The organism is Bacillus sp. FSL K6-2431, assembly GCF_038005165.1.
Lineage (GTDB): Bacteria > Bacillota > Bacilli > Bacillales > Bacillaceae > Bacillus > Bacillus pumilus.
The window spans coordinates 2,195,945-2,208,529 of the sequence record NZ_JBBOSQ010000001.1 but is presented as its reverse complement, the minus strand read 5'-3'; the positions used below and the strand labels follow the sequence as shown (position 1 = coordinate 2,208,529).

The window sequence follows — 12,585 nt, the reverse complement described above, 5'->3', positions numbered from 1 at the left end:
TCCACTGAATATCAATTATTATATATCTAAATGATATATCTTTTAGATAGGTGTGCTGATATGAAAAAATACAATGATACGACGTATGCGATTTTAGGTATTTTAACGACAGATTGTAAGTCTGGGTATGAAGTGAAGCAATTAATTGATAAGAGCTTGCATCATTTTTGGAAAATTAGTTATGGACAAATTTATCCAGCTTTAAAGTTAATAGTCGAGGAAGGCCTTGCTGAGGTTTCACCTACTTCTACGTCAGGTCGCTCCGACAAGCGGGAATATCATTTGACTGAAAAAGGGCTGGAGACGTTAAGAGAGTGGCTGGCAAAGCCTCTCGATCAGTTACCAACGGAACGAAATGAAGTGTTATTAAAGTTATTCTTCGGTCAATATCTTTCGATTGAGAAAAAGCTGGTACTGCTACAGGATTATGAAAGGCAGCTTCGTATCCGTTATGAGACCTATGTTTCGATTGAAGAAAACATTCAAGAGCTTTATCCAGATGAAGCAGATGCGAAGTATTGGCTGTTTACTTTAGATTACGGAAAAAGAGTGGCTCAAGCAGGAATTGATTGGTGCGTGGAAACATCCCACTTGATGAAGAAGGAAGGGTAAATGAATGAAAAAAGAGATACGTGCTGGCAGATTTACAACAGAGAATTCTGACTCGATTGTTGTGTTTATTATCGGCATGCGGATCAACAAACGCTGGGCGGTTCATCAATGGATGCCTGTGTTCATGGCGATGCCTGGCATGATCAAAGAGCTGTATACCCATCAAGATGAGCTTGGTTTCCTCGGAACAGAGAATTACTTTGGCTTACGTACGACAGCGATGATCCAATATTGGAAATCAACAGATGACCTTCTGGCTTATGCGAAGATGGAAAAACATTTGGCAGCTTGGAAGAACTTTCATCAGAGGGCTCAGAACAATGACGCAGTGGGTATTTATCATGAAACCTATCAAATTCAAGCCGGCTCGTATGAATCTGTCTATGTGAATATGCCTTCTTATGGATTGAGCCAAGCGAGAGCGCCTATTCCAATTGGTAAAGGAAAACAAACAGCGAAAGAACGGCTGAAAACAACAAATTCCTAGAGAGCGAATCTCTAGGAATTTCTTTTTGCAACGGTCACAAAATGTTTTAATATGCGGGCTGTTAATCCCCAAATGGTGTAGTTTTCATAATCATAAAACCATTCCTCTATCGAACGGCTTCCCCAGCGGTACTTCTCACCATTCATGATTTTTTCATAAGGGAAATCCTCAGCAGGAGTTGGCTGAACGGATACATGATGTAGGTACGGCTCATATTGACTTAGCCATGATAGAGGCACAGTAAAAGTCTCTTCTACTTCTTCTTGATTGAAGGAGTGTTTCACTTTTTGTTCATCAATGATCCCGACATATGGGTAGACCACGAAGGATGGAGACGCAATGTAAGGACTAAGCTGTCCAAGAATCTCCACCGATTCTGGCGGAATGCCCAGCTCTTCATGTGTTTCTCGCAATGCAGCTTCCTGTGCTGTTTCGCTGCCGTCGAGTTTGCCACCAGGGAAGCTAATATCTCCCGGCTGTTTTCTCATGATGAGCGATCGCACCTCAAATAAAATATGCCATTCTCCGTTTACTTGCACCAAAGGGACAAGGACTGCAGCTTTGAACGCTGTTTCTTCTCCAATAAATAACGGTTGAGATTGATGTAAGTCATTTTTTAATTGGTCAATGAACACGGGCATCACCTATTTTCTGTTTCTCTTTCTTTTAGCGTATCATGGTTCACCTTTTGAAGAAAGATGATCTTATCTGACAATTATTTTTATCAAATTGACAACTTTACTTGTCAATTTGAATAACATGTTTTACAATCAAAGAAAGATTCAGATCAAAATTGAGGTGACAGAATGAAAAATCGGCTAAAAGAGCTTCGTGCACGTGATGGTTTGAACCAAACTGAGCTTGCCAAGCGTGCAAAGGTTTCTCGTCAGACCATCAGCTTAATGGAACGCGATGAATTAATGCCGTCTCTCTTGCTCGCTGTTAAGCTTTCACGAATTTTTCAGGAACCCATTGAACGTATTTTTCTATTCGAGGAGGATGAACTATCATGAAAACTGTATACAAACTGCTCTCAGGTGCTCTCCTTGGCTTTCTTGGCGCTTACTGTCTGCTGGCTGCCGAATTTGAAATGACACTTCTTGATATTGCATTCGAAGCGACACTTGTCATCAGTGGATTGACGATTGTATTGATTGTTTATTGTTTTTCAGGGATTTCACGTATGAAGAAAAGAGTATCTCTTTCGGTATCTGGAGATGAAGAGGATGAACTCGAAGCAAAACAGTATCGCACCTTTACTGATTCGACTTTATCCAATACGGTGAGTACCATTTTGTCCATAATTGCCACCGGTATGGCTATCGTTACCGAACAGCCTATTTGGCTTATTCTCGTCAATGTTGCTTTATTTATCGTCACCATTATCAGTTCTTATGTAGCGATATCCGTTCTACAACTTGTCTACCCTAATCGCAATCTCCCAAGCCCGTCTGACAAAGATTATAGTAAAAAGCTGCTCGCTATTTCTGACGAAGGTGAAAAGCATGTGATGCTTGGCGGACTGTTTCACACGTATCAAATGATGAACATCTTATTGACCAGTGCCATGTTTATTCTGATTGTGTATTCCCTTGGAGCCAATCACTCTCAACTCTTCTCAATCATCGTGATTGGACTTGTTTTAATCATTTTGAATGCAAATTATATGTTCAGGATTAGAAATCGTTAAATGAACAAAAGCACAGCCTACTGCAAAGGCTGTGCTTTTCTGTCAGTTATGATGCACGGCGTTTCTTTCGTGCATAAATCAATAATAAGAAACCAAACCAAACCGGTGTTAACAAGAGCGCCGGGCGTGTTGCATCCGCAAACAGCATGATCACAAGAATGGCAGCAAAAAGGACAAGAACACAAATGTTTACAAAAGGTGTGAACGGTGCTTTAAAGGTAGATGCTGCATGCAGTTCAGGCTTTGTTTTTTTATATTTCAAATGGCAAATTAAAATAATACTCCATACCCAAATGAAACAAATGGCACTGATGGTTGTGACAATACCAAAGGCTTGTTCCGGAATTAACTTGCTTAAGAGAGCACCGACCGATACCACAATTGTTGAAACGAATAGTGCATTACTTGGAACAGCGTGCTTATTCAGACGTCCAAAGGAAGATGGGCCCTGTTTTTGATGACTGAGATTATACAAAATTCGGCTCGTCGAGAACATACCGCTATTACAAGCCGAAGCCGCAGACGTCAAGACAACAAAATTAATGAGTCCCGCTGCTACTGGAATTCCAATCAGCCCAAAGGTTTTTACAAAAGGACTTTCTGATGCACTGAGCTCAGTCCATGGGTTGATACATAGTAAGACAAAAATGGCGCCCACATAGAAAAATAGAATTCTTAATGGAATTTTATTAATCGCAGACGGGATGTTTTTTTGCGGATTGGCTGTTTCTGCTGCGGACACACCGACCAGTTCCACTCCCACATACGCAAAGATGACCATTTGGAATGACAGTAAGAAGCCTGTGACACCATGAGGGAATAATCCGCCGTGTGACCAAAGATTTGTTACCGTCACAGGCCCTGTATCTGTTTGAAAACCAATGATTAAAAGGACAATTCCAACGCCGATCAATAATAGAATCGTAATCACTTTAATGAGTGCGAACCAAAATTCCATTTCTCCGAAAAGCTTCACCGTTAATAAATTAAATCCTAGTAAAATCAACAAACAAATGATGGCAGGAATCCATTGCGGGATATCAAACCAATACTGCACATACACTCCGACAGCAATAACATCCGCCATCGCGGTCATAATCCAGCAAAACCAATACGTCCATCCTGTCACAAAGGATGCCCACGGACCAAGGTAGTCCTCTGCAATATCGGTTAATGACTGATAGCCTGTCTTCGATAAGAGCAGTTCACCAAGTGCCCTCATGACAAAAAAGATCGCCATCCCCACAATTAAATAAGCAAAAATGATCGATGGACCTGCCAATTGAATGGCCTTTCCAGAGCCTAAAAATAGCCCAGTTCCAATGGTTCCGCCAATTGCAATCAACTGAACATGGCGGTTTGATAAATCTCGTTTCAATTCTTGTTGTTCCAATGCTAACGCCCTCCTACGACACGATCTTATACTGAAATAATGAACTCTCAAAAAGTCCATAAAAAAAGAGATTGGATGCGCTCCAATCTCTCGGTCATAAAAGAATAGCAAAATAGCGAAAAGCAATACACGGCGTCATCCATGCATTACAAATACAATATTTCGTACTCTTCTGTCCTTTTGCCTGAGATTGTGAACCCTTCGGCGCCGCACATTCATGCGGTCTCTCCAGAAGCTGCTCCTGCCATAGTGTGACCCACAGCATTCATAGCCTTCGTTATTTAATTAAAATGTTGCTATTTCTGAATAATTTCATATTTTACGCCTCTAAAAGAAAGCTGTCAATGGAAATCTTTTATGATTGACGGTGGTAGCCATATAACTTCACTTCATCAATCCCTCTTGATTCATGTATAATAAATCAAAAGATGTTCGGCTCGTTTGCTGGAGAAATCCCTCTTGATCAAGAACAAAGTTAGGAAATCCATGGAAGTTGGTGAAAACAAATGAAAAAAATGAACAAACAGCGTGTCACATTACAGGAAGTCGCCAAGCATGCCGGTGTTTCGACTTCAACGGCATCACTTGTTGTTCGAAATAATCCTAGAATCTCTGAAGCCACTCGAAAAAAAGTACTGCAATCCATGGAGGACTTAGGATACGTATACGACCGCGTTGCTGCCAACATGCGGTCAAAAAGCTCAAATATCGTTGGTGTGATTGTCACGGATATTTCTAACACCTTTATTTCTGAGTTTTTAATTGGCGTGCAAACCACGCTTGAATCACTGGGCTATACTGTTTTACTTGGTACGACCTTTGACAGTGTCGATAAACAGGAGCGGCTCATTTCCACAATGGTAGAGCACCGAGTGGGCGGGATTATTTTAAACCCAGCTTCAAAAAGCTCTGCACGAACGGTCAAACAATTAAATCAAATTCGCACCCCAAAAGTACTGGCAAATCGTGAATTATCAGATGTGCAATGTGACTATGTCGGCGTTGATTATGAACAAGGTGCTTGGATGGCGATTCGTCATCTTCTTCAAAAGGGACATCGGCGTATCGCCTTCTTAGGCGGCATCAAGACCTCATCGACTTGGATTGAGCGGATGAAAGGTTTCAAAAAAGCCCATGACGAAAAAAATCTGACGATTGATGATTCTCTTATTATTGACATAGAACCTACTCGTGAAGGCGGGAAAGAAGCGCTTGCCCAAGTGATTGATCAGCCTGAGCCTCCTACTGCTATTTTTTGTTTTAGTGATCTAGTCGCATTTGGAGTCATTCAAGAACTGTCAGCACGGGACATCAAGCCTGGTGAAGATATCGATGTGGTTGGATTCGATAATGTTCCTGAAGCGGAGATGTACCACCCGCCGCTCACCACTGTTTCCTCCTTCCCCCGATCCATCGGGGTAAAAGCAGCGAACCTTTTATATCATAAAATGAACGAGCAGGATGAAGAGCTGCAGAGATTGATATTAAAGCCTCAACTTCATATTAGAGAAACCGCTCCCTCATGATGAAAAAGAGAATTGCATGCAGCAATTCTCTTTTTTTATTGATCAAGTCAACCATTTCTTTATTTCATTTTTCTTTTTTTAAATCACAAAGTCATAAACTTGACACATTTAAAACGCAGGAGTATATTTATCTCGTTGCTTCTTTTAGTATATCGTTATACCTATCTCGTCAGCTCGTTATTTTTCATTCAACAACAGTTAAATTGATCATTTCTGATTCTGATCAAATCATGAAGATCCACTTTCTTATTAAGACTGTCATTATTTTTTATATTTCAGTAGAACGATGTACTTAATTGAAAAACAGATGAATATTCATTATTTTTTTCATCAATTACACAAGGGGTGTTGTGATGGGCATCATATTATTTACTTTTAAGGAAATAACAAAGGGTGTACAAAGAATTTGACCCTAAAGGGTTTCAAATATAGGAGTGGGAACATGAAAAATCCTTATATTAAATCGTCTGTTGGCATGTATTTAAACTACTTCATGCTCGGCATGATCAATATTATTGTAGCTTCCAACATGGACAGCTTATCTGAACGCTACCATGTGGATATTCCGAAAATCAGCTTGCTTGTATCGGCGATCGGAATTGGTAAACTGGTTGCTCTCTTTTTCTCAGGCCGGTTAGCCGACCGCTGGGGACGTAAGCCTGTCATTATTACAGGAAACTTTCTTTACTTATTATTCTTAATCGGTATTCCAACGACAACGAGTTATACACTAGCATTTATCTTTGCGATTTCTGCTGGGATTGCAAACTCGTTACTTGATTCGGGAACATATCCTGCTTTGACAGAATCGTTTCCTAAAAAGGCAAGTTCAGCTTCTGTTTTAGTGAAGGCGTCCGTTTCAATTGGAGCGACTGTTCTTCCATTTATCCTGGCATTCCTTATTGCACATGACATCTTCTGGGGCTGGGCGTTCTTTGGACTAGGGCTTCTTTATTTACTTGTTGGGATTTACTTAATCTTTATGCCGTTCCCGAACCATAAGCAAGTCTCTTCACAAGGTGACCTTCCAGTACAGGAACAAATGAAGGAAGAACCTAAAATGCTTGGTGAAGGCTTAGCTGTTGTGCTCATGGGGTTCACGTCGACTGCATTGTTTGTCGTATGGCAGACATGGCTTCCGCAGCTCGGGTTAAAATTAATCGGACTTGGCACAGAACAAGCCACACAGCTTCTATCTTATTTTAGTATCGGTGCACTGGTGTCTGTTCTCTTGCTGTCGATCGTCTTAGATAAATTCATTTCACCTATTATGGTGGCAATTATTTATCCAATTGGAGCATTCCTTGCGATGCTTTCATTATTCCAAATTGAAACGTACAGCATTGTGATTGTCAGCACCTTTTTCTTAGGGCTATTTACAGCGGGAATCTTCCAGCTGGCGATGAGTATCATGATGAAACTATTCCCGACAAACAAAGCAACGGCTTCATCCTACGTCAACATTGCGGCAAGCTCCGCGTTTATTCTCGTGCCGCTCATTACAAGTGGGTTGGTCAGCACGTACGATATTAAAATGACGTTATTTTTCGATATGATCATTGCGGTTATGAGCGTATTGCTAGCGGTCTTTGTTCTTGGACGCATGAAAAAATTATTTAGATAATTAAAGGAGATGTCAATCATGACAAACATACATGAACGAAATATTGATGGGAAAACAAAATTAGTCGGTCTTCTTGCTACACCAATCGGGCACAGCCTATCACCACGGATGCATAACCTTGGCTATACACTAACAGGGATCAACTATGCTTACCTCGCATTTGAAGTAGGGAATGATGAACTAGAAGCAGCCGTATACGGTATGAAAGCAATGGGTGCTGCTGGATTTAACGTCTCTATGCCGAACAAAATGAAAGTATTGGATTACTTAGATGAACTAGACGATTCTGCAAGATACACACGTGCAAGCAACACCGTTGTGAACAAGGATAGCAAGCTGATTGGCTACAACACAGATGGTCTTGGCTACGTGAGAAACTTGATTGAGCATGGCGTTGAATTAGCTGGACAAAAGGTCACACTCGTTGGCTCAGGCGGTGCCGCTACTCCGATTGCGATTCAGCTTGCACAATCTGGTATTCGTGAAATTAGTATTTTTGCTCGTAATGATCAATATTTTGTTCAAGCTGAAGAAAATGTGACGTACATCAACGAAGAAATGAAATCATTTGGTGTCAAAGCGAACATTTTCCCACTTGAAGACAAAGACGCGTTCCGCCGTGAAGTAGCAGAAAGTGCAATCTTAGCAAACGGGACAAGCCTTGGCATGAAACCACTAGATCAGCTCAGCATCATCGATGATACGCTTGATGTTCTGCGTGAAGATTTAATCGTGACAGATGTCGTATACAATCCGCAAAAAACAAAGCTCCTTGCTCAAGCACAGGAAGCTGGCGCCAAAACCATTAACGGTCTTGGCATGATGCTATGGCAAGGTGCACTTGCTTACAAACTCTTTACTGGTGAAGATATGCCAGTTGATCAAGTGAAACAGATTCTTTTTGAAAACGACCGTTTCTAATACAAAAGAAAGACGACTTCCTAAGCGGAGGTCGTCTTAAATTATTGACAAAGGGCTAAAATGATCTTCATTTTAGCCCTTTGTCTTCTTTTCAGCGTGATAGAAAACCTTTGCAGTCTAGGAAGGGCGAGCACAGGAGCACAGCCCTGACAAAGAATGCGAGGGTTTGTCTACACGCTGAGACGACTTCCAGCGGAGGTCGTCTTTTTTTTAATCATGTACCATGATTTGGCGGTATCGATACAGGATATACAGTGCGCCGATAATGGCCCCAACAGCCACCACTGCATCGAACATAAAGATTTGTAAAATGGACAAGTGACTCTGAATTAAACCTGTTACGACCGGAATGACGATAGCCGACACACCGCCCGCTGTGGAGATAATTCCTGTCATCGTCCCTTTGTTTTTCCAGAAGAATTCAGCCATCACAGTTAACGTCAGCTGAAAAACTCCTGCTGTTGAAAATCCTAATACAAAAGCATTGACGGTTCCGATGACTGGGGATTTCACGACCAAGAGCACACAAATGGAAACAAGCGTAATGATTGGATAGATCAGCAGTACAGTGACCGGACGGACAAAACGGCGCAACAGAAATGCGAGCATCACGACAGACAGCAGCCCGCCCATGCTATAGTAACTGAGCAGTTTCACAGCACTGCCCGATGCCATCCCTAAGATGGCCTCACCGTACGTAGGAAGCCAAATTTGCGGCAACGCATACAGTCCATTTGACGTAAAGCTGATCACAATGAGTGCGATCCCTTCTCTCCAAAATGTAGGCTCTGTCGAGAAGCGCGGAAGTCCGTCATTCTCCGTTACCTGAACTTGCTCTACCTTGCGATGATTCGGAAACGGCAAGGTCCACAGCATCAAGACATTCACAAGATAGATCAGAGCAGGAACAAAAAATGCTATTCCATAAAACAAATCATGCTCTGCTAAAAAGAAAATCGCCAATGGCAAGATGGTTGCCCCAATGGATATAAAGGCCTTCACCATCACATTCGCAGATCCCGAGTTTTGCGGAAAAGCCTCCATTAATGCAGGATACGTCCCTGCATCCATCGCTGAATTCGCGACCCCTGCCAAAATCGCAAACGCAAACGCGATTTGGTAATTTGGAGACAACGGAATTCCGATGAGGAACACCGCCATCAGCACACCCGAAACCAAAATGACCGGCTTTCGCCCAAAACGATCTGACAGCACACCCGATAAACCATACGTGAGTACCCTACCAATGCCAAGCGCCGAAATCATATAACTAATTCCTGCACTATTGGTATTTAACTGTTTGATTAAAAATGGCATATTGGAAGCCAATATAATATTGACCATCCCTAATAAAAAATAATTGATATAAAGACTAGAAGCCGTTCTCACATACGGATTCCTCATCCTGACACACCCCTCAACACCATCGCAATGAAGTGATAAATAATGGTTACGCTTATAAGATCTCATATGTGAGAAAGAACAGCTTTGCAGCCTTCACGTTCATACATCTCATCATGTCATGCAGCTCACCGCTTACATGCCCTTCATGTATCAAGCATTTCTTCAATTTTTCACTGCTTTTATTTTATATGAATGTGAAAGGTAATGATAGTGAATTGCTTAAATTTGAGAGAAAATCATCGATCAAGCGTATGACTCCATCGTTAGAAAAAAAGAGTGGCTCATTCCACTCCCTAAAAGATGTGTCAACTCTATTCATCGTTAATTATTATAACCCCCAAATACCTAGCTCATAATAATATTCCGTTCGCTCTATGCATAAACCAAAACGAAAATCCTCTGCCACTAAAATAAAATCCCCATACCCACTTAAAAATTTTGTTTGCTCAAGAAGGCGATTTAAATGAATAAAGACTTCATTCACATTCACTTCAAGTGCTTCAATTTCATGCTCTCGAAAAAACATGAATCGCGCTTGTGCAGGAGTTACTTTCACCTGGCTGACCCATTCCTTTAACATTTGTACAGACTTTTCAATATGCTCTTGATAGTGTTCTCCATGTATTTGGATTTTATGTTCTCTCGATTGAAGGAAAGCAAACACCTTCTGACAAAACAATTGATTTTCTTCGATGTCTAAAAAGGGGTGTTGTGGAAGTGTCATATAGCTTAATTCGTTTATTAAGTGTTTTCTTCTGCTTTTTCTTTTTAAGGTTTCGATTTTTGATTTTCTGTTGTTATTCATACTAGTTACCTTTCTTTTTAAATCAAACAAAATGTTTACGTTTAAATTTGATCTTTTAAAATGTCTCCTTTCAAGTATCAAACAATTAAATAAAGTACGATCTTTTTTATTTAATTACCCTTTCAACCAAGATGAATTTTGTTTTTCTTAATAAAAAAACCTTGAAAGGATACTATCCATCAAGGTTTTTGTGGGTACTAAGATTCAAAAGCCGTTTTTTCTGGAAATATGCCACCTTCTCTTACAAGGCATACTGCCAACCTTTGAGCCGCTCGATCAAAATAAAACTCATTGGGAATATTTTGATCTGGCAAGCTCTCTAACTCTCTAAACTTCCTAGTTATTTTACTTAACTCTATTTTACCCATAACCTCTTCATTAGGTCCAAATTTGTAAACTACAGTTTCTTCATCCTCATATTCCTTTAATAATAAAACATACGAAGCCAATTTTATTCCTCCTTTGGTGGATACCATGGACGCCCAGATTCAACTGTTTTATCATGTGCGGTCCTGTAATCTGTCTTGAATATCCCTTCAAACTTTGATTCAAAAAGTTCGTGATTTAACAAGTCAATATCATTCTTTTTATAAGTACCTTTTTGTAATCTATCCCAGGCTTGTGCTATTTGATAATCTGAGTCAAAACGCCCAACCCCATGTTCTTTTATATGCTCTTTTATAAATAAATGCTCCTTTATTCTTTGTATCCTGTGTTCGGGCATTCCAGTATTCTTAGATATAGACTTTATATCAGCTTTTGTCTTTCTAAAAGACTCATACATTTCTTCTGCTTTATCAAGTTGTTTTAGATATGCATCTATTGAAAGTTCCCTGCCACCAGTTTGAACTCTATCAGCACTCTTAAATCCCATTTTACCATGAAACCCTTTCGCCCCAAACGGCAAAAGCATTCCCAACGCCGCGTTCATACTCGCTTCCTGCTGTTCTTTCGAGATCTTATTTCCAAACATGTCTCGGCCTGTAATCGCTTCGCTGAAGCCGTTGGTGGCGGTGAGGCCATATAGTCCTTTTTGCGATGTTTTTAAGGCGTCAAAGGATTTTTGTGATGTTTTGTAGATATCGACCGCCCTGACTGCGGCTGATGTGACTTGGGTCGTTTTATAGACGGCCTTCCCGCCTTTGAAAATGCGTCCTGCCCAGCCGACGATTGGGATGTAGCCTGCGGCCGCCATACCGCCTGCGGCGACGCGCTGACCTGCGGTGAGTTCTTCCCCTGTGATTGGATCAACGCCTGTTGCGGCACGTTTTGCATCGTTCACACCTGTCAGTTCATTCACGATGTTTCCGCCATAATCGAGTGCTTTTTCATACCAAGGGCGGTTGGCGAGGGCTTCTTGTTCCTTTGCGATCTCGCGGGCATCTTCTTGTTCTTTTTTGATTTTCAGATATTCAGAAGTTTGCTTTTCAATTTCGCTTTTTGCCTTGTAGATTTCGCTATTTTGATACGCTTTCTTGTCAAAATTCATAGGTGAAATCGCTTTTCCGTCATTTGTCGCATTCATCATTTCAGCGTACAATGCCATTGTAGCTTGCTGCTCCGTCTCTGACAAAGCATATTCATCTTTTAAATTTTGATCAAGCTCGCTTAGATCTTTAACCGTCTTTTTCCACTCGTCTTCTGCATCTGCGATTTTATCATCAAAGGTTTGACTATCAAATACTTCTAGCGAAATGAGGTCGTCAATGTCTTGAAAAATGGTTTTGAGTGCCTTTTTTTGATCCTTCACAATGCTTTTGGCGTTTTTGATGCCCATATGTACAGCGTTGTCTAAAAAGTGTTCTTCTACAAAGGTATCGCCACCAAAGTTTGTATCATCCAGTGTCCCAGAAACACCTTCATGAAAGGCTTTTTGCTTATCAATGAAGCTGATAAACATGTCTACATTTCCAGCCAGCTCTTTATAGAAACTTTTAATGTTATAGTGAAGTCATCACCGAGGTTGGCAACACCTTGTAATGCTTTTTTTAAATCTACCATTTGTTCACGGAGTTCCTGGTAGTGTTTTGCCCTTGCATTCATGGCACTTGTTAGTGCTTTTGCATCAAGTATCTTCCCCAGAAGAAGTCACTCCCTCTATTATTGATCATAAAGTCTATTTT

Annotated in this window: 12 protein-coding genes, 1 pseudogene and 1 riboswitch; of the genes and pseudogenes, 7 read left to right on the top strand and 6 right to left on the bottom strand. The window is 40.8% G+C overall.

The window, feature by feature from the left end; genetic code table 11:
* The first annotated feature begins 60 nt into the window (after positions 1 to 60).
* Together MHH40_RS11005 and MHH40_RS11000 are read left to right on the top strand one after the other, a co-directional pair.
* The gene (locus MHH40_RS11005) at positions 61 to 612 is read left to right on the top strand and encodes a PadR family transcriptional regulator (RefSeq protein ID WP_050944617.1); all 552 of its coding nucleotides are present in this window, start codon (positions 61 to 63) and stop codon (positions 610 to 612) included.
* Between the two features lie 4 nt (positions 613 to 616).
* A complete protein-coding gene (locus MHH40_RS11000; protein WP_212045756.1) occupies positions 617 to 1,099 on the top strand; it encodes a DUF4188 domain-containing protein in 483 nt (160 codons plus the stop codon).
* Between the two features lie 11 nt (positions 1,100 to 1,110).
* On the opposite strand, the gene MHH40_RS10995 is transcribed toward MHH40_RS11000, so the two are convergent.
* A complete protein-coding gene (locus tag MHH40_RS10995; RefSeq protein WP_003214959.1) occupies positions 1,111 to 1,734 on the bottom strand; it encodes an NUDIX hydrolase in 624 nt (207 codons plus the stop codon).
* Between the two features lie 171 nt (positions 1,735 to 1,905).
* Between MHH40_RS10995 and MHH40_RS10990 the strand changes: the two genes are divergently transcribed.
* Both MHH40_RS10990 and MHH40_RS10985 read left to right on the top strand, forming a co-directional pair.
* Complete coding sequence (locus MHH40_RS10990) at positions 1,906 to 2,112, top strand: helix-turn-helix transcriptional regulator (protein WP_003215336.1); 207 nt, start codon at positions 1,906 to 1,908, stop codon at positions 2,110 to 2,112.
* Positions 2,109 to 2,789 (top strand): DUF3169 family protein, encoded by a 681-nt coding sequence (locus MHH40_RS10985; protein WP_003215128.1) that lies wholly within the window; start codon positions 2,109 to 2,111, stop codon positions 2,787 to 2,789. Before MHH40_RS10990 ends, MHH40_RS10985 begins: the two co-directional genes overlap by 4 nt.
* 46 nt (positions 2,790 to 2,835) lie before the next feature.
* On the opposite strand, the gene MHH40_RS10980 is transcribed toward MHH40_RS10985, so the two are convergent.
* Complete coding sequence (locus MHH40_RS10980; protein WP_050944619.1) at positions 2,836 to 4,182, bottom strand: amino acid permease; 1,347 nt, start codon at positions 4,180 to 4,182, stop codon at positions 2,836 to 2,838.
* A gap of 162 nt (positions 4,183 to 4,344) precedes the next feature.
* A riboswitch (glycine riboswitch) is annotated at positions 4,345 to 4,424 on the bottom strand.
* Between the two features lie 264 nt (positions 4,425 to 4,688).
* Between MHH40_RS10980 and MHH40_RS10975 the strand changes: the two genes are divergently transcribed.
* From MHH40_RS10975 to MHH40_RS10965, 3 genes are all read left to right on the top strand, one after another.
* Positions 4,689 to 5,708, top strand: coding sequence for a LacI family DNA-binding transcriptional regulator (locus MHH40_RS10975; RefSeq protein ID WP_050944620.1), 1,020 nt, complete (start codon positions 4,689 to 4,691; stop codon positions 5,706 to 5,708).
* Between the two features lie 442 nt (positions 5,709 to 6,150).
* The gene (locus MHH40_RS10970; protein WP_003215105.1) at positions 6,151 to 7,332 is read left to right on the top strand and encodes an MFS transporter; all 1,182 of its coding nucleotides are present in this window, start codon (positions 6,151 to 6,153) and stop codon (positions 7,330 to 7,332) included.
* Between the two features lie 18 nt (positions 7,333 to 7,350).
* Complete coding sequence (locus MHH40_RS10965; protein ID WP_050944622.1) at positions 7,351 to 8,253, top strand: shikimate dehydrogenase; 903 nt, start codon at positions 7,351 to 7,353, stop codon at positions 8,251 to 8,253.
* A 210-nt stretch (positions 8,254 to 8,463) separates the two neighbouring features.
* Here the strand turns inward: MHH40_RS10965 and MHH40_RS10960 are convergent, their stop codons facing one another.
* The 4 genes and pseudogenes from MHH40_RS10960 to MHH40_RS10945 form a co-directional block, all read right to left on the bottom strand.
* Positions 8,464 to 9,657 (bottom strand): MFS transporter, encoded by a 1,194-nt coding sequence (locus MHH40_RS10960; protein ID WP_050944623.1) that lies wholly within the window; start codon positions 9,655 to 9,657, stop codon positions 8,464 to 8,466.
* A 328-nt stretch (positions 9,658 to 9,985) separates the two neighbouring features.
* Positions 9,986 to 10,462: a YxiF family protein gene (locus MHH40_RS10955; protein WP_050944624.1), complete on the bottom strand. Its 477-nt coding sequence runs from the start codon at positions 10,460 to 10,462 to the stop codon at positions 9,986 to 9,988.
* A 197-nt stretch (positions 10,463 to 10,659) separates the two neighbouring features.
* Positions 10,660 to 10,911 carry a hypothetical protein gene (locus MHH40_RS10950; protein WP_024427595.1) on the bottom strand — a complete coding sequence of 84 codons (252 nt, stop codon included), beginning with the start codon at positions 10,909 to 10,911 and terminating at the stop codon, positions 10,660 to 10,662.
* A gap of 2 nt (positions 10,912 to 10,913) precedes the next feature.
* A pseudogene (locus tag MHH40_RS10945) lies at positions 10,914 to 12,505 on the bottom strand (ribonuclease YeeF family protein).
* Positions 12,506 to 12,585: the final 80 nt, after the last annotated feature.